Raw genomic sequence first — 18,897 nt, forward strand, 5'->3', positions numbered from 1 at the left:
CCCCGCCTCGACCTGGGTGATGAGTGGATGCGCGCCGCCGGTTCACTGTGCGAGGATGCGCCGCGCTGTCGTCGTCGGCGGACCAGTCGGCGATGGTGGCGCTGTCCTACACCCGGTCGAAGATGTCGACAATCCGGAGCCGGGCCACACGGCGGCTCCGGTCATCGTGGCGGATCCCGCTGCGACGGGACCGGCGGGTTCTTCGCACTTGCGGACCCGGGGCGGGTTTGGCAAGTTGTGACCGGTTCTAGTCGAGGGAGAACGATGCGCAAGACATCCGGGTTGGCTGTGGACGGTCCAGCAGCCGGTGGTGATGTCCAGGCGTTGTTCACCCGACACTTCGTCGCACAGTCACGCCGCCCGGCCCCACTCACCGATGTCGCGGTCGACAGCCTGCACCCGGAGCAGCGCTGTCTACTCGCCACGGACGGCATGGTGAGCACCGTGCTTGAGGCGTACCACCTGGAGCCGATCGTGGTGCGGCCGGTCAGCCAGGGCGAGGTGCCGGTCCACGGCGCGGAGGCCGACTGGCTGGGGATTTCCCAGGCGGCGACCGTGGTACGCCGACGGGTGGAGATCCGGGGGCTGGTCTCCGGCGTCACGTACGTCGCCGCGGAGTCCCTGCTCGTGCCGTCCCGCCTGCCGGACGGTTTCGGCGACGACATCGACCGTTTCCCCTCCGGGCTCGGGGCGGCACTGTTCGCCCGGGGCATCGAGAGCCGGCGGGAACTGCTGTGGTTCGGTGCCGGGCCGCTCCCCGGCTGGTACCCCGATCAGGATGGCGGGGGCGTGCTGCAACGCACCTACCGGGTGATCAACGGCGGGCAGCCGATATCGCTGATTACCGAGAGTTTCCTGCGGTGAGCCCGGCCACGGAACTGGGGTTGTTGACCTCAACCATCGGCCGGGTGGCCCGGATCGACCCGTCGCGTGTCGCGGTCCGGGGCTCCGACGGTGAGGTGACCTACGGCGAGCTGCGTGACCGGTTGGACGCCGCCGCATCCCGCCCGGTCCCGGGCGAGTGCCTGCTGCCCGTGTCCGGGCTGGCATCCGATGTGGTTGCGCTGCTGACCCGGGCCGTGGCCGGGCAGAGCGTACTGGTGCTCGACGCACAGACCACCGCGTGGGAGCGGGAACGGGTCGAGGCGCTGATCCCGGGCGGTGACGGCCCCGGGACGTCGCCGTGGCTGGCGCTGTGCACCTCGGGTACGTCCGGGCTGCCCAAGGTGGTGCCGCTGGGTTGGCGGACCGACGTCCTGCCCAACGCGCTCGCGTTCGCCGAGGCTGCGGGGTACGGGCCGGACGATGTGATCTGGTGCAGTACGCCGCTGCACCACCGGTACTGTCTGGCCGCCGGGGTGCTCGGTGGGTTGCTGTCCGGCTCGACCCTGCTGCTGATGCCGGGCATGCTCGGTCCGGCCGAGTTCGGTCGGCGCCTGCACGACGACCGCGTCACGGTCCTGCTGTCGGTGCCGTACCTGTACGGGTTCTACGCCCAGGAGCTGGCCCGCGATCCCGGGATCGTCCGTGCCCTGCCGTTGCGCCGTTGCGTGGCGGCGGGAGAGCCGCTCCCGGCGCAGGTCGCGCAGGCCTGGCACGAGGCCACCGGCCTGCCGTTGCTCTCCCACCTCGGCAGCACCGAGGACGGCCAGCTCACGCTGGGCCGCGGTGAACCCGACGAGGGCGTGGGACGACCGCTCGCCGACACGCAGATGCGCGTGGACGCCGACGGTATCCTCGCCACGCGTCGCCGGGCTGATGTGTCCACCCCGGACGGCAGCGTGGATCCCGGGCCGGCGGGTGGTGGCCGCGACGGCTGGCGCCGGATGGGTGATGTCGGGTACCTCGACGAGCGGGGCAATGTCCACGTCACCGGCCGGGCCGGCGACCGGCTCAACGTGGCGGGGAAGAAGGTTGACCCGGTGGAGGTCGAGCAGGCGCTGCGGACGTGTCCGGGTGTCTCCGACTGCGTGGTCGCCGGGCTGCCCGGCCCGACCGGTGACGAACTGGTCGCCTTCGTCGTCGTGAGCGGCGCCCCCACCGACAACGAGCTGCGCCGTCATCTCGGCGAACTACTCTCGCCGTACAAGGTGCCCCGACGCTTCGTACGGTTGGGTCGCGTCCCGCGTACCCGCACCGGCAAGCCACAGCGTGGCCTGCTGGTCGCGGGGCTGCTGGCGGAGCGGCCAGCCACGGGTACCGCGCCGGAGGGCCCGACGCCGCAGCAGAGTGTTCCGCTCGACCCCACCGGAAGGCTTTCGCGTGACCAGTGACCACCCGGGTACCGCAGCACAGGACCGGCCCGAGCCGATCGCCGTCGTCGGTATGGCCGCCAGGTTCCCCGGCGCGCGGTCGGTGGAGGAGTTCTGGCGCAACCTGGTCGACGGCGTCGAATCCGTACGCTGGTTCAGTCCCGAGGAGCAGATCGCGGCCGGTGTGCCGGAGTCCGTGGTGCGCCAGCCCGGTTTCGTCGCCGCGGCGCCGGTCCTCGACGACATCGACTGTTTCGAACCCGCGTTCTTCGGTCTGAGCCCCCGCGAGGCGGAGCTGCGCGATCCGCAGCAACGGCTGTTCCTGGAGGTCGCCCACGAGACGCTGGAGAACGCCGGGTACGACTCGTGGCGCTATCCGGACCGGATCGGGGTCTTCGCCGGGGTGGGCGCCAACGGCTACCTGCTGCACCATGTCGCGCCACCGGCGTTCGAGGCGAACACCGAGGGCATGTCGGTCGGTATCGCCAACGATCACGACTTCGTCTCGACCCTCGTGTCGTGGGCGTTGAACCTGCGCGGGCCGAGCATGACGATCAACTCGGCCTGCTCCACGTCGCTGGTGGCCGTACACGCGGCCTGCGCGGCACTGCGGGCGGGCGACTGCGAGATGGCGCTGGCCGGCGCGTCGAACGTCGTGATCCCGCACGGCTACGGCTACCTGTACCAGCCCGGCGGGGTGTTGTCGCACGACGGGCACTGCCGGGCGTTCGACGTCGACGCCGACGGCACCCTGTGGGGCAGCGGGGCCGGTGCGGTGCTGCTCAAGCCCCTGAGCGCCGCGAGACGCGACGGTGACACGGTGTACGCGACGATCCTCGGCTCAGCGGTGAACAACGACGGTACGAAGGACAGCTTCACCGCACCCAGCGCCGCCGGTCAGCGCGCGGTCGTCGCGGCGGCACTCGACGCGGCCGGCGTCGATCCGCGCACCATCGGGTACGTCGAGGCCCACGGTACGGCGACCGCGCTGGGCGATCCGATCGAAACGGCCGCCCTGTCCGAGGTGTACGGCCGCGGCTCCACCGACACCGGCTGGTGCGGGCTCGGCGCGGTCAAGAGCAACATCGGGCACCTGATCAGTGCCGCCGGTATCGCCGGACTCGTCAAGACGGTGCTCGCCCTGCACCACGGTCTGATCCCACCGACGTTGCACTACCGGCGGCCCAATCCGCGCATCGACTTCGCGAACAGCCCGTTCAAGGTGGTGGCGACCCTCACGCCCTGGCGTGGCGGCGCCCAGGCCCGGCGGGCCGGGGTCAGCGCGTTCGGCATCGGGGGCACCAACGCCCACGTCATCGCCGAGCAGGCGCCACCGTCGGCGCCGCGCGCCGGTGCCACCGGCCCGGTCCTGTTGCCGCTGTCGGCCCGTACCGACACCGCCCTGCACGAGGTCGTCGCCAGCCTCGGCGAGCACCTGTCCGCGCACGACCAGATCGACATCGCCGACGTCGCACACACCGTGCAGGTCGGGCGGCGTCAGCTCAGCCACCGTGCGTTCGTGGTGGTGGCCGATCCCTACGAGGCCGCGTACACGCTGTCGGAGGGCCCGGGCGGTGGCTCGCGCCTGCGGGTGGGCCGGGCCGCGTCGACCCCACCCGAGGTGGCCTTCCTCTTCTCCGGGCAGGGCGCCCAGCACGTCGGTATGGGTCGTGGGCTCTACGACCGGTACCCGGTTTTCCGGGCGGCGGTCGACGAGTGCGCCGAGCTGCTCGGTGAGCATCTCGACCGGGATCTGCGCGAGGTGCTCTACCCGGCAGCGGGCGGCGCCGGCACGGACCTGGACCAGACCTGGCTCACCCAGCCGGCACTGTTCACCGTCGAGTACGCGCTGGCCCGGCTCTGGCAGTCGTGGGGGGTGCGCCCGACGGCGATGGTCGGGCACAGTGTCGGTGAGTACGTGGCGGCCTGCCTGGCCGGCGTGTTCACGCTGCCCGACGCGCTGCGGGTGGTTGCCGCGCGGGGACGGCTGATGCAGTCCATGCCGGCGGGAGCGATGCTCGCGGTGCCGCTGGACGAGCAGCGGCTGCGCCCGCTGCTGCCCGACACCCTGGACCTGGCCGGGGTGAACGGACCCGGGCGGTGCGTCGTCGCGGGCCCCACCGACGACGTCGAGGCGTTCGCGGCCGAACTGACCGGCCGGGGAATCGCCTCGAACCCGCTGCGCACCTCGCACGCCTTCCACTCGACGATGATGGAGCCGATCCTCGACGGGTACACGGACCTGCTGGCCGGCCTGACCCTGCGGGCCCCGCAGGTGCCCTTCCTGTCCAACGTGACCGGTGACTGGATCACCGACGAGCAGGCCACGAGCCCCCGGTACTGGGCCGAGCATCTGCGCTGCACGGTTCGTTTCGCCGACTGCGTCGACCGCCTGCTCGCCGAGCCGGGCGCCACCGGCTCCGGTCGGGTGCTCGTCGAGGTCGGTCCCGGCCGTACCCTCGTGGACCTGGTCCGGGCCGGCCACCAGGGCGCCGATCTGCTGGTCACCCCGAGCCTGCCCCGGCCACGGGAGTCGTCGGCGGAGTCGGACCAGGTCGCGGCCCTGACCGCGGTGGGCGAGGCGTGGCTGCGCGGCGTCGACGTGGACTGGGCCGGCCTCGCCGAGCCCGGACGCCGACGCATCCCCCTGCCCACCTACCCGTTCGAGCGCAAGCGGTACTGGATCGAACGCGGCGCGGACCGCCCTGTCGACCAGCGCCGCAGCGGTCCGTTGGCCCTGGCGGACTGGTTCGAGGTGCCCGGCTGGCGCCAGGCGCCGGTGCCGGCCACCGCCGACAACGCGTTGACCGGCGAGCGGGTGCTGCTGATGTGTCCGGACAACCCGGCCGGTGAACTGCTGGCCGGCGCCCTCGCCGGCCGGGGCGCGGCGACGGTCCGGGTACGGATCGGCACCGGGTACTCCCGGGTGGCGCACGACCTGTTCACGGTCGACCCGACCTCCCGCGAGGACCACGCGCGGGTGCTGGCCACGCTGCGCGCCGAGGGCGCCGCCCCACAGCGGATCGTCGCGGCGTGGGGCCTGCTGCCGCCGCCCGCGCCGGACAGCGGCCTGCACCCGGAACGCGTTTCCGAAGGGCTGCGACGCTGCTTCTACGGCCTGCTCGCACTGGCCCAGGCCCTCGCCGAGGAACGCCCCACCGGGCTGCGCGTGGACGTGTGCACCGCGCACACGCAGGACATCGACGGCACCGATCTGCTGGCGCCGGAGTTGGCGGTGGCGGCGGGTGTGTGCCGGGTCGGACCGGTGGAACTGCCCGAGGTGACGTGGCGGCATCTCGACACCGACCTGCCCGGGGATGACACGGCGCTCGCCGGATCCGTGGCCGCCCTGGTCGCCGCGCTCGCCCATCCGGGCACCGATGAGCTGGTCGCGTTGCGGCGGGGACGGCGCTGGCTGCCCACCGTCGAACCGGTACGGCTGACCCCCGAGTCGCTGGCCGGCCCGGACTGGCGTACGGCAGGCGGGTACCTGATCACCGGCGGTACCGGCGGACTGGGTCTGGCCATCGCCGAGCACCTCGCCGAACACGCGCAGGCCAGGGTGGCCCTGCTCGCCCGCTCGGAGCTGCCACCTCCGGCGCAGTGGGACCAGTGGCTGGCCGCTGACGGGTCCGACGCCACCGCCCAGGTGATCCGTTCGGTCCGGCGGATCCAGGCCCTCGGTGGTGAGGTCCTGCTGGTCCGGGGCGACGTCACCGACGCCGCCGCGCTCCGCCGGGCCCGCGACGAGATCATCGACAGGTTCGGCGCCCTGCACGGGCTCATCCACGCCGCCGGCGTGCCGGGCGGTGGAATGATCGAGGTCAAGGCGTTCGCCGACGCGGCGGCGGTCCTCGCCCCCAAGGTCGACGGGCTGGTGGCCCTGGCCGACGCCTTCGGTGACCTGCCGCTCGACGTCGTGGTCCTGTGCTCCTCGGTCACCGCGCTCGCCGGTGGGCTGGGTCAGGTCGACTACTGTGCCGCGAACGCGTTCATGGACGCGTACGCGCACAGCCCGCGACGGTTCGCCGCCCGGACCGTGTCGGTGAACTGGGGTGGCTGGCTCGACGTCGGCATGGCCGCCCGCGCGGTGGACGGCCACGCCACGCCGCCGGGACATGACATACCGCAGGACCGGCCGGTCGCCGCACCCGAGGTGCCGACGTTCGCCCCGTACCACGGCCATCCGTGGCTGACCGAGGTGGCGCACCTCGCCGCCGGCCGGGTCGTGCTGCGCGGCACGCTGGGCCCGGACACCCACTGGGTGCTCGATGAGCACCGGATCAACGGTGAGCCGGTGCTGCCCGGCACCGCCGCGCTGGAACTGATGTACGCGGGGTTCGTCGCCACCGCCGCAGGGGACACCGGCCCCGTCGAACTGCGTGATGTCCTGTTCCAGGCGCCGCTGGCGGTGCCCGACGGCACCGGGATGCTGCTGGAGGTTTCCGTGTCGGCCCCGGCACAGGACGGTAGCCGGGCGGTGACGGTCGCCGGGCACACCGCTGACGGGCTGCGGCAGTTCGCCCGGGCCGGCGTCCGCCGGCTCGTCGACGACCAGCCGCCCACCATCGACGTGTCGGCGGTACGCGGACGGTGTGTGCCCCGGGACGGAGCCGGGATGCCCACCGGCGGTGGGATGCTCGCCTTCGGTCCACGCTGGAACAGCCTGCGTGCGGCGTGGACCGGCAGCGGCGAGGAACTGGCCGAACTGCGGGCGCGTCCGATGGTCGCCGACGAGATCGGCGTACTCGGCCTGCACCCCGCTCTGCTCGACGAGGCGACCGCGTTCGGCGCCGGGTACGACGTGGCACCCGACCAGCGGTACCTGCCGCTGGGATACGGGCGCGTGGTGGTGCGCGGGCCGCTGGCCGCCGAGATCACCAGCCACCTGCGGCACCGCGGCGGTGACGCGCAGCGGGAGGTTCTGCGCGCCGACTTCAGCATCGCCGACGCCGCCGGTCGGGAGGTGGTCGCGATCACCGACTTCACCCTGCGCCGGGTCGCGGAGGACCCGCTGGCCGCCGCCGGACCGCAGGTGGTCGGGCAGGTCTCCCCGGCGGCCGTCGCCGACGCGGTGGCGGTGTCGAGGAGCCCACGCGGGCAGGATCCGGCCGGGATCAGCCCGCCCGACGGTGCCGAGGCGCTGCGCAGGCTGCTCGCGGCCGACCTCGGTCCGCAGGTGGCGGTCGGCGTGATCGGCGTCGAGGAGGTACGCCGGGACGTGCGCGAACGCGCAGCCGACCTGGTGAGCGCCGTACCCGGTGCGGTACCGGCGGCGTCGGGCCAGTCCGGCCGGGAGGGCCTGGGCCCGTACCGGGCACCCGCCACCGAACTGGAGTCGGCGCTGTGCGCGGTGTGGTCGGAGATCCTCGCCATCGCGGAGATCGGTGTCGACGACGACTTCTTCGAACTGGGTGGGAACTCGCTCGTGGCGATCCAACTGGTCTGGCGGGTCGGCGAGGTGTGGGGGGTGAAGCTGCCGATGCGGGCGCTGCTGGACGCACCGACCATCGCGGGCCTGGCCGGTACGGTGCAGGCGGCCCTGGCCGTCGATGACGCGGACGACCTGCAGATCGAGGTGCTGCCGAGGGGGCGGTCGTGACCGCGCAGCAACCGGACGACGCGCCGGTGTTCCCCGCGTCGTCGGCGCAACGTCAACTGTGGTTCCTGGAGCAGATCTATCCCGGCCAGCCGTTGAACAACCTCAACGTCGAACTGCGCCCGGCCGCGCCGTTGCGCCCCGAGCCGTTACGGGCCGCGTTGCGGGCCCTGGTCGACCGGCATGAGGCGTTGCGTACCACGTTCCACCAGCGCGACGGATCCCTCGTGCAGGCCGTGGCCCCCCGGGCCGGTGAGGTGGACCTTCCGGTCAGCGACCTGCGCGACCTGACCGAAGAGCAGGCCCGCGAGCGGCTGACCGGGTTGCGCCAGCGCGACGCGGCGGCCCTGTTCGACCTGACCACCGGGCCGGTGCTGCGGACCCGGCTGGTGTACCTGCCCGGCGACGCGCAGGCGGTGATCATGGTCGTGCACCACATCGTCGCCGACGCGACCTCGGTCGGCGTCATGGTGGAGGACCTCGCGGCGTTGTACTCCGGCGCGGCCGACGGAACGGATCCGGGTCTGCCGCCCCTGCGCATCCAGTACCTGGACTACGCGGCCTGGCAGCAGAAGCGCCAGGACCGCCCGAAGGCCGCCGAATCGGTCCAGTGGTGGCGTCGACAGTTGGCGGACCTGCCGACCGTACGGCTCGTCCCCGGGCGGCCCCGCCCGGCCGGTGCCCTGGACAGCGGCGGCTGGTACGCCGAGAACTGGGACAGCGCCTTCGTCGACGATCTGCGGGCCCTCGCCCGCGCCCATGCCACCACGGTGTTCGCCGTGCTCCTCGCCGGGTACTCGGTGCTGCTCCACCGGTACACCGGCGGAACGGACCTCCCGGTCGGTACGCCGGTGCTCGGTCGCCCCACCGCCGAGCTTCGTCGGGTGGTCGGGCTCTTCGTCAACATGCTGGTCCTGCGGGTGGACGTGTCCGGCGACCCGGGCTTCGGTGAGCTGCTGACGCGGGCCCGGCGTACCGTGCACGACGCCCTCGCCCACGAGGACACGCCGTTCGAGCGGATCGTCAACGCGGTCGCCCCGACGCGGGCCCTCGGTGTGACCGCGCTGTTCCAGGTGGGCATCAACATGGTTCCGGCACCGCCACCGGCGCAGGCCGGCCGGGCGGCGTTCCTGTCCGCCGGCACCGAATTCGGCAACGGGACCGCCAAGTACGACCTGTTCCTGACCTTCAACGAGCGCGCCGACGGCGGGCTGGAGGTGGTCGTCGAGTGGCGGCGGGGCGTGCTGGCCGACACGGCCGCCCGCGCCCTGCCCGGTCAGCTGCACCGGATCCTGCGTACCGCTCTCGCCGATCCGCTGCTCCCGGTGGGTGAGCTTCCGCTGCTCGACCCGGACGGGACCGGCACGCTCGTCGCGGCTCTGGCCGGCGCCGAGCCACCGCAGGGGTACGCGTCGGGTCTGGACAGTTTCCCTCCGGGTGGTTCACCTGACGAACCGGCGGTGCTCGACGGTAGCGGCGTGGCCGTCACGTACCGCCAACTCGCCTCGGCGGTGGACCTGGCGGTGGCCCGGCTGCGCGAGCACCACGTGCGCCCCGGTGACCTGGTCGCCGTCACCGGTCCGCCGGGCAGCGCGCTGCTGGCGGCGATGCTCGGTGTGCTGCGTACCGGTGGTGTCGTGCTGCCCCTGGCGTCGGGCGGGAACCTGGCGTCGGACGGGGACCTGGCCGACCTGGCCGCCGGTCTGGGCGCGGTGCTGCTGGTGGACGTACGCCACTCGCCGGCGGAACTGCACCCGGTCACCCCGACCGGCGCCGGTGCCGGCGGGCCGGAGACCTGCGCCGCCTGGTTGCTGCCGCCGGATGGTCCCGCCGGTACGCCGACCGCGTTGACCCGTCGGGAGGTCACGCGCGCGATGGCGGTGCGGGCCGAGCGGCTGGGCATCGGACCCGGTACCCGCGTGACGGTGGCCCAGCCGGTTACCTCCCCGGCCTGGCTCACCTCGACCCTCGCCACCCTGGCCGGGGGCGGCTGTCTCACCTTCGTCGAGGTCACGCCACCAGCGGATCCGGCTGCGCCGGCTGTGCCGCCGGTGGGCGATCCGGCACATCTGGCCGCCGCACTGGTCCGGTCGCCGGCCGACGTCCTGTGCATCCCCGCGACCGAGCTGGCCGCGGCGCAACTCGCCGCGCCCGCCGAGCCGCGCGATCTTCTGCCGTCCACGGTGCTGGCACTGACCGGGACCGTCGGGCGGGCCTGGGTCGACGATTTGCGGGCCGGCTGTGCCGTCGAGGTCTTCCACGGGCCGCCACGGCTCGCCGGGATGGCACTGGCCTACCGGTGGGATCCCGTGCGGGAGGTGCCGACGACCCCGCACCTGCCGCTGGGACGGCCGCTGCCCGGCGTCCAGGTCTTCGTGGTGGATGCGGCGGGAGCACAGGTGCCGCCGATGATGCCGGGAGAACTGTGCGTGGACCATGCTGGCGGAGCCGGTCTACCGGTACCGCCGGGCTCGCCGCTGCGTACCGGCCTGCGGGCGCGGACCGCCCCCGACGGGCTCGTCGAGTACCTCGGTCGCCTGTCGGAGGCCGGACGTGCCGGCGCCCCACCGGCGGCCGATCGGGCCCTGGCCGAGGCGGCGTTGGCGGAACACCCGGCGGTGGCGGCGACGACCGTGACGGTCGGGCCACCCGCGGTCGCGTACGTGCTGCCCCGGCGAGGGGTGACCGCCGACCCCGCGCGGATACGGGGCGAACTGGCGGTTCGGCTGGACGCGGAACCGGGCCGGGTGCCGGTCGACGTCGTCTTCGTCGACCGGCTGCCGCCAGCGGGTGGGCGCGGACCGGGGGACCGGCCCGGGTCAGCGCACGGGCCCGCGTCGACGTCCGGGATGCCGCCAGGCGACGGTGCCGGTCGAGCGTCGAGCGCCGTGGGGGACGGTCAGCCGCACCGCGGGCGGGCGCCACTGAACCGGGCCGAGGAACTGCTCGCCGGCGTCTTCGCCGAGGTCCTGGGCCATCCGTCGGTGGACACCACCACCGGCTTCTTCGCGCTCGGCGGGGACTCGGTGGCCAGCCTGCGGGTGGTGGGCCTCGCCGCCGAGGCGGGTCTGGAGATCTCGCCCAGTGACGTGTTCCTGCACCAGAGCGTCGCCGAACTGGCCCGGGTCGCGAAGACAGCCGCCGTACCGGCCGGGGAGCAGGGACAGCAGCCCGATCAGCTGCCGGACCCCGCCTCGCCGCACCAGGACAACCGCACGCCGGTGCCGGACAGCACCGCGCCGGTTGTCGAGGGCTACCGGGCGAGCGACTTCCCGGACGCCGGCCTGTCCCAGAGCCAGCTCGACCGGTTGGTGGCCAGGTTGGCGGCGGCCTCCGGTCGGCAGCCGCGTCCCGACGACCAGAATCCGTGAGTACATGACGGGCCCGGCGATCGAGGACATCTATCCGCTCACGCCTCTGCAGCACACCATGCTGTTCCACGCTCTGGCGGCCCCACGCGCCGGTCAGCACCTCCAGCAGCATGTGTACGAGGTGACCGGGCCGGTGACGCCCACCATGCTGCGTGCCGCGTTCGAGGCGGCGCTGGCCCGGCACACCGCCCTGCGTACCGGCTTCGTGTGGCAGGACGTGAGCCGGCCGGTCCAGGTGGTGTGGGCCGACGTGACGCTGCCGTGGCAGGTCGAGGATCTGCGCGCGGCGGACGAGTCCACCGTGCAGGGGTGTCTCGACCGGGTGCTCGCGGCGCACCGAGACGCCGGCTTCGACCTCACCCTCGCACCGTTGCTGCGGGTGGCGGTGGTGCGTACCGGTGCGGACCGGATGCTCGTCGCGGTCACCGACCATCATCTGATCGTCGACGGCTGGAGCGAGGCGCTGCTCGCCAGCGAACTGGCGGAGCAGGTGCGCGCCGCGGTGGCCGGCCGGTCGGCCCGGTTACCCGCCGCACGCCCGTTCGGGGAGTACGTCCGGTGGCTGGCCGGACGTCCGCAGGCCGAGACCGTCTCGTACTGGCGGTCCCGGCTTCGTGACCTGCGTGCCCCGACGCCGCTGGGGGTGGACCGGCGGGGCCGGTTCACTCCGCCGGAGATCGGTGTCGACGACCGCCGGCTGGAGGCGACCTGGCACGACCCGGAACTGTCCGGGCGACTACAGGCGTTGCGGGAGCGGGGCATCCTGCCGGCCACGCTGGCGCACGCCGCCTGGGCGCTGCTGCTGGCCCACCACAGTGGCCGCGATGACATCACCTTCGGCGTCACGCTCGCCGGGCGTGGCGCCGCCCTGCCGTCGATGGACACCCGCATCGGCATGTACGCCAACACTCTGCCACTGCGCCTGGGCGTGGACCGGGCCACGCCGGTCGGTTCCTGGCTCGCCCGGGTGCAGCAGACCCTGGCCGAGCTGAGCCGGTACGAACACAGCCCGCACCCGCTGGTGCAGGCACAGTCGGGGATGCGGCGCGGAGACGCCCTCTTCGACAGCGTCCTGGCCTTCCAGGGCTTCTGGGATCGCGCCGCGACCGGTGCCGGTGCCGGTGCCGACGGCGACAGCGATGGCGACGACGGCGTCGGCGTTTCGCTGGTACGCGCCGTCGAGCACACCAGCGTGCCGCTGGCCGTGTCGGTGACGCTGCCCGGAAACAGCGTGTGGACCCGACTGGACTACGACGCGAACCGCTTCGACGAAGCTGTGATGGCCGCCACCCTGCGCCGCTACCAGCGGTTGACGGTGGTGCTCGCCGCTGACCTCGATGCGCCGGTCGGCTCGGTACGGATGCCCGACGCGCCGGTCGGCTCGGTACGGATGCCCGACGCGCCGGTCGGCTCGGTACGGATGCCCGGGGCGGACGTGGGGGAGCGGTTCCTGGCCGGTACGGCCGAGGACGGTCCACCGGACGCGCCCGTGGTACCGGACCCCGCCGGTACCGGCCGGAACGAGCCGCCCGATGTGCTGGCCGCCGTGTGGCGGGCCGCCGGGCGATGGCCGGACGCCACCGCCGTCCGGGCCCCCGACGGGACGTGTGGCTACGCCGATCTGGTGCGTCGCGCGACCCGACTCGCGGCGGACATCAATGTCGAGCCCGGTGGGACCGTGGCGATCCTGGCCCGCCCCTCGGTGGAGATGGTCGTGGCCGTGCTCGCGGTGCTGCACGTCGGTGGCGCCTGCTGGTTGGCCGACCCGGCGACCTGGGACGAGGCGCAGCTGCGGGCCAGCGGCGCGCGTCTGCTGCTGGTCGACGGGGTTGTCACGCCAGCCGCCGGGGGCACCGTCGTTGACCGCACAGCGGGTGCGGACGCCACCACGGCATGGTGGGCGCCGACAGCCGGCGCGGACGGTACCCGTGTCCCCGTCGGCCGGCGGGCGGTCTCCGTGGCGGCTGCCGCCGCCGTCAGCGAACTCGACCTGGCTGCCGGCGCGGAGGTGACCTGCCGGGTACCGCCACCGTGGGCCGCCGCGTGGTGCCTGCTCGCGCCGCTCACCGTCGGAGGCTGTGCCGTACTCGGTGCGGTGCGGTCAACGGGAGCCGGGACGGTGATCGCCACCCCCGCTCAGTGGCGCGACCTGATCGCCGAAGGCTGGCGGGGCGGCCAGGCTGTCGTCGTCGGCGAAGCACCGTCGGCGTATCTGCGCGCCCTGCTGGCCGGACGGGCCGGGAACGTGAGCGGGGTCTACGGCACCGCACGCGGCGCGGGCATCGCGAGCGTGGCGAGGTGGCGTGCAGGCGACGGCTGTGCATCCGCCGGTGCCGGGGGAGCCCTGATCGGGCGTGCCGTCCCGGGCGTGCGGCTGCTGCTGCTCGACGAGCATCGTCGGCCGGTACCCGCCGGGGTCCCCGGACACCTCTGGCTCGCTGATGATCTGCGCACCGGCGACCGGGCGCGCCACCGCGCCGACGGCACGCTGGAACTGCTGGGCAACGAGCGGGACGGGGCCGAGGCGACCCTGGCCGGTCAGGCGCTGCGGGAGATTCCCGGGATCGCCGCCGCGCTCGTGCTCACCGACGCCGACGACCGGCTGCTCGGCTGGTACGAGTGCGTCGAACGGCCCGGCCCCGACCCGGCGACGGTGTCGCGCCTGCTGCGCCAGGTCCTACCGCCCACGCTGGTGCCCGTGGAACTGACCGCCGTCGAGCGGCTGCCGGTGGATCCGGGCGGCCGGTGGGACCGCGTCGCGCTGCTGACCGCAGCACCGACCGGGGACAGCCTCAGCTACGAGGTCGCCGCAGCACCGGTACCCGACCCCGGGCAGGTCGCCACGCTGCTGCGTTGGGGCGACGGCGGATCGGCGGGCACCCCGGCGGGCACGATCACCGAACTCGTCGCGGCCAACGCCCGCCGCGCACCCGCCGCGACGGCCATCGACTTCCACGCGCGGCCGACCAGCTACGGCGAACTCTGGCGTTCGGCCGAGGAGATCGCCGGCCGGCTGGCCACCCTGGGCGTACGGTCCGGCGACACCGTCGCGCTCTGCCTGCCGCGCGGGCCCTCGATGGTGGCGGCAGCGCTGGGAATCCTGGTCACCGGCGCGGCGTACCTGCCGGTTGATCCGGCACTGCCGGCCGAACGGATCCGGTTCATGCTGGTCGACGCGTGCGTCGCCGCGCAGGTGAGCACCACCGCGCTGGCCGGGCGGATGTCCACCGGTACGGTGCCGCTGCTCGACCTCGACGCGGCCGACCCGATGCCCGTCGCGTCGCGGTCCACGGCGCAGCGTCGCCCGTCATCCGTCGACCCCGCCGGGGCGGCCTACATCCTCTACACCTCGGGCAGCACCGGGGTGCCCAAGGCGGTCGTGGTGCCGCACCGCGCGGTGGTCGACTTCGTCACGCACATCAACGCGGCGTACCGGATCCGGCCCGGTGACCGGGTCCTCGCCCACGCCGCGCTGAGCTTCGACGTGTCGGTGTTCGACCTGTTCGCCACCCTGGGCGCAGGCGCCACCGTGGTGCTCGCCGACGATGACGACCGACTGTCCGCGCAGCGGTTGCAACGGTTGCTGGTCGACCGGGCCGTCACCGTCGCCGAGCTGCCCCCGGCGTTGATGCCGTCCCTCGACCCGGACCGGCTTGCCGACCTGCGACTGGTGTCGGTCGGCGGTGAGCCGCCCGCCGGGGCGCTGGTGGACGCCTGGCAGCGGCCGGATCGGGAGTTCTGGAACGGGTACGGCCCCACCGAGACCACCGTGGCGGTCACGCTCATGCGGTGCCGGCGACCCTCCGGCGGCCGGGTCCCCCCGATCGGTCGGCCGATGCCCAACCACCGCGGGTACGTCGTGGACACCGACCTGCGCCTGGTCGCCCCCGGCGAGGCCGGGGAGCTGTGCGTGGCGGGACCGGGGCTGGCCCAGGGCTACCACGGCCGTCCCGGGCTCACCGCCGAGCGGTTCGTGCCGGATCCGTTCGGCCCGTCCGGTGGACGGATGTACCGCACCGGGGACCTGGTCCGCTGGAACGCCGACGGTCAGCTCGAGTTCCTCGGCCGCGTCGACCGGCAGGTGAAGATCCGGGGATTCCGGGTGGAGCTGGGCGAGGTCGAGTCGGCGTTGTGCACGGTGCCCGGTGTGGCCACCGCCGTCGTCGAGCTTCGACCTGACCCGACCGGCGTGCCGGTCCTGGTCGCGTACGTCACCGGCCCGGCGGTTCCGGAGCTGACCACGCTGCGTGCGGTCGCCGGCCGGCGGCTGCCCTACTACATGCTGCCCGACCGGCTGGTGCACCTCGACGAGGTGCCGTTGACCGCGACCGGCAAGGTGGACCGGTCCCGCCTGCCGGTGCCCCCGCCGCCGTCGACCCGGGTCGGGGAACCCGCGGGCGGTCCGTCGTACGGCGCAGCCGACGGGGTGGGTGCGGTGCTGGCCACCGAGATCGTCGGTCCGCTGCTGGACACCCGCCCGGCGCCCGGGGACGACTTCTTCGCCCTCGGCGGCGACTCGCTGGGCGCGGCCGTGGCCGTCGCGCAGGTCCGCGAGCGCTTCGGGGTGGACGTCAGCCTGACCGAGTTCTTCGCCGACCCGACCGTGGCGCGGCTGGCGGCGCTGGTGGCGCTGGCCGCTGACGAGGAGACCCGCTGATGGACCTGGCTTTTCTGATCGCCCCGATGCACGGGCACGTCAACCCGACACTTCCCGTCGCCCGGGACCTCGTCGCGCGCGGCCACCGGGTGACCTACTGGCTGACCGCGCAGTTCCGCGACGCGGTGGAGGCCACCGGCGCCAGCTTCCAGGAGATCCGGACCCCGTCGCCCGATCCGCGGTTGCCCGACGACACCGACGCGCTCGTCACCCTCGCGCTCATCCCGGCACGACTGGCCGCCGCCGCGGTGCAGGTCCTGCCGGGGGTGCTCGACGGGGTCCGTGCGCTCGGCCCCGACACCGTGGTCGTCTACGACCAGTTGTGCGTGTGGGGCCGGCTGGTCGCCGAGGTGGCGGGTGTGCCGGCGGCGATGCTCTGCACCACGTACGCCTCGAACGGTCACTTCTCGTTCCTCGCCGGCCCGCACTCCCGGACGGTGCCCCGCATCCCGGCGGCCCTGCGGGCGTTCGACGACGACCTCGCCCTCCTCGCGCAGCGGCACGCCACCCCACCGCTGAGCCTGCCCGATCTGTTCTTCCACGCCGAGCCGGTCACGGTCGTCTTCACGATCCGCGAGTTCCACCCGGCGGTCGACACCTTCGACGACCGGTACGTCTTCGTCGGCCCGACGGTCACCGGTGACGGCCCGAGCAGCGTGGACCCCGCCGGCAACCTGGTGTACGTGTCGCTCGGCACGGTCTTCAACGACTGGCCCGAGCTGCTGCCGATCTGCGGTGCGGCGTTCGACGACGGCGCCTGGCAGGTCGTGGTCTCCACCGGCGGTCGTGCGGTGCCGCCGGCGCCGGCCCACCTGACCGTCGTGCGCCACGCCCCGCAGGTCGAGTTGCTGGCCAGGGCGGCGGCCTTCGTCACGCACGGCGGGATGGGCAGCGTCATGGAGGCGCTGCACCAGGGCGTACCGATGGTGGTGATCCCGCAGACGCCGGAGCAGGCGGTGACTGCCGAGCAGGTCGTCGACCTGGGGCTGGGTGTCCGCCTGGACCGTGCCACCACGACAGCGGCCACCCTGCGGGCCGCGGTGCAGCGGGTGGCGCACGCTGGCGGGTACCGGCGGCAGGTGGCCCGGATGCGGGACCAGGTGCGCAGCGCGGGCGGTGCGCGGGCCGCGGCTGATGCGCTGGAGCGCCGCGCGACCGGTGCCGACATGTCCGCCAGGGGTACCGGCACGGTGCAGCGTCGGGCGTCCGGTGCGGTGCAGGCGTGAGGACCCGGGTCGGGATCGTCGGTGCCGGGCCGGCCGGGCTCGTGCTCGCGCATCTGCTGCACCTCGAAGGCATCGACACGGTGGTGCTGGAGCGGCGCAGCCGTGAGTACGTGCGGCGGCGGACCCGGGCCGGCGTACTGGAGCAGTCCACCGTTGATCTGCTACGCGCGGCCGGCGTGGGCGCCCGGTTGGACCGCGAGGGGATGCCGCACCACGGCCTCTCACTGCGCTTCGACCGCGCCGACCACCGCATCCCGCTGACCGACCTCACCGGCCGGTCCATCACGGTGTACGGGCAGCAGGAGGTCGTCAAGGACCTGATCGACGCGCGCGAGGCGGCCGGCGCGCCGATCCTGTTCGAGGTCGACGACGTGGCGGTGCACGACGCCACCACCGACCGGCCCCGGATCACGTTTACCGATGCCGACGGTGTCGCCCGCACCCTGGTCTGTGATTTCGTCGCCGGCTGCGACGGCTTCCACGGGGTCACCCGCTCCGCGTTCGCCCCCGCCCGGTCGGAGACCTACCAGCGGGGGTACCCGTTCGCGTGGCTGGGCATCCTCGCCCGGACGCCGCCGTCGCACCACGAGCTGATCTACGCGTACTCGCCGCGCGGGTTCGCGCTGCACAGCATGCGCTCCCCGGAGATCACCCGGCTCTACCTCCAGGTGCCCTCCGACGAGCGGATCGAGGACTGGTCGGACGACCGGATCTGGGACGAGCTGGCCCTCCGGCTGGCGGCTGACGGGTTCGATCTACGGTCCGGGCCGGTACTGGAGAAGAGCATCACGTCCATGCGTAGCGTGGTGGTGGAACCGATGCGCCACGGCCGGGTACTCCTCGCCGGCGACGCGGCCCACATCGTGCCGCCCACCGGGGCGAAGGGCATGAACCTCGCGGTGGCCGACGCGCTGGTGCTTTCGCGGGCGCTGGCGCGGTACCTCTCGACGCGCTCGACCGACCTGCTGGACTCCTACAGCGACACCTGCCTGCGCCGGGTCTGGCGGTCCGAGCACTTCTCCTGGTGGATGACCTCCGCGTTGCACCGGTTCCCCGACGACGACCCGTTTCAGCAGCGCCTGCAGTTGTCCCAGTTGCGTTACACCGTGTCGTCGGTCGCCGCCGCGACGAGCCTGGCCGAAAACTACGTTGGGCTGCCGTTGGATCTGTAGTGCATGCCGGTCGCGCGCAGGCGGTGCCGCCCGTTGGCCGCTGCTGCTGAGCGCCTGTGCGGATATCTGGGAGAGTCCGTCGCGATGGCCGGTGATAGAGCCGTAGTGGGTTTTCCGGCTCGCCGGGACGTGGGCGGCTCGGCAGTGCCCGGCAGCGCTCGATCCGTCGGCTGGCCTCGGCCAGCTCGGGGGAGTGTCCGTCGTGTCCGAACTCCGAATTGACACCGACGGGCCGGCAGTAATGGTTTCCTCATCCTGCGCGTGGACATTCGTGAGCCATTCGTCGGCGTCGACGAAAGCGATCCATCCTCGCGGTGGGGATTCGATCGCCCCATTTCACGCGTCCGTGAAAAGGTGTGTCCAGGGGGCCTGGATCGGCTCAGCGTCGCCGCTGATCGGCGAGTGGGGGAGCGTGCCGTCGGTTGACGTGGCGTCGCGCGTCAGGGCCGCTGTGCCGGGGGTCCGCCACTCGTCGTCGGCGGGGTCCCGGCGGCCCCCATTGCCAAAAACGATCATGGTGGGCAAAGAACTTTTCGGAGATCTTGAAGCGTCCGGTTGGCTGTCACGGTCGACAGTGATCGATGTTTATGCAGGTCGGGGCTGTCGGGTCGGATATTCCA

Annotated in this window: 7 protein-coding genes; all 7 read left to right on the forward strand. The window is 73.4% G+C overall.

The window, feature by feature from the left end; genetic code table 11:
* The first annotated feature begins 264 nt into the window (after positions 1–264).
* From V6U90_RS21485 to V6U90_RS21515, 7 genes are read left to right on the forward strand one after another with little or no spacing between them, the layout of a single operon-like run.
* Positions 265–864 carry a chorismate--pyruvate lyase family protein gene (locus V6U90_RS21485; protein ID WP_334439509.1) on the forward strand — a complete coding sequence of 200 codons (600 nt, stop codon included), beginning with the start codon at positions 265–267 and terminating at the stop codon, positions 862–864.
* Entirely contained in the window at positions 861–2,273 is a 1,413-nt protein-coding gene (locus tag V6U90_RS21490) for a class I adenylate-forming enzyme family protein (protein WP_334439512.1), read from the forward strand. The genes V6U90_RS21485 and V6U90_RS21490 overlap by 4 nt, the downstream gene beginning before the upstream one ends.
* The gene (locus V6U90_RS21495) at positions 2,263–7,854 is read left to right on the forward strand and encodes a type I polyketide synthase (protein WP_334439514.1); all 5,592 of its coding nucleotides are present in this window, start codon (positions 2,263–2,265) and stop codon (positions 7,852–7,854) included. Before V6U90_RS21490 ends, V6U90_RS21495 begins: the two co-directional genes overlap by 11 nt.
* Entirely contained in the window at positions 7,851–11,222 is a 3,372-nt protein-coding gene (locus V6U90_RS21500) for a condensation domain-containing protein (protein WP_334439517.1), read from the forward strand. Before V6U90_RS21495 ends, V6U90_RS21500 begins: the two co-directional genes overlap by 4 nt.
* A 4-nt stretch (positions 11,223–11,226) precedes the next feature.
* Entirely contained in the window at positions 11,227–15,879 is a 4,653-nt protein-coding gene (locus V6U90_RS21505) for an amino acid adenylation domain-containing protein (protein WP_334439520.1), read from the forward strand.
* Complete coding sequence (locus V6U90_RS21510) at positions 15,879–17,105, forward strand: macrolide family glycosyltransferase (protein WP_334439523.1); 1,227 nt, start codon at positions 15,879–15,881, stop codon at positions 17,103–17,105. Before V6U90_RS21505 ends, V6U90_RS21510 begins: the two co-directional genes overlap by 1 nt.
* Positions 17,102–18,277 (forward strand): 4-hydroxybenzoate 3-monooxygenase, encoded by a 1,176-nt coding sequence (locus tag V6U90_RS21515; protein WP_334439525.1) that lies wholly within the window; start codon positions 17,102–17,104, stop codon positions 18,275–18,277. Before V6U90_RS21510 ends, V6U90_RS21515 begins: the two co-directional genes overlap by 4 nt.
* Positions 18,278–18,897: the final 620 nt, after the last annotated feature.

The organism is Micromonospora sp. CPCC 206060 (assembly GCF_036906895.1).
In the GTDB taxonomy this organism is placed as follows: Bacteria; Actinomycetota; Actinomycetes; order Mycobacteriales; family Micromonosporaceae; genus Micromonospora.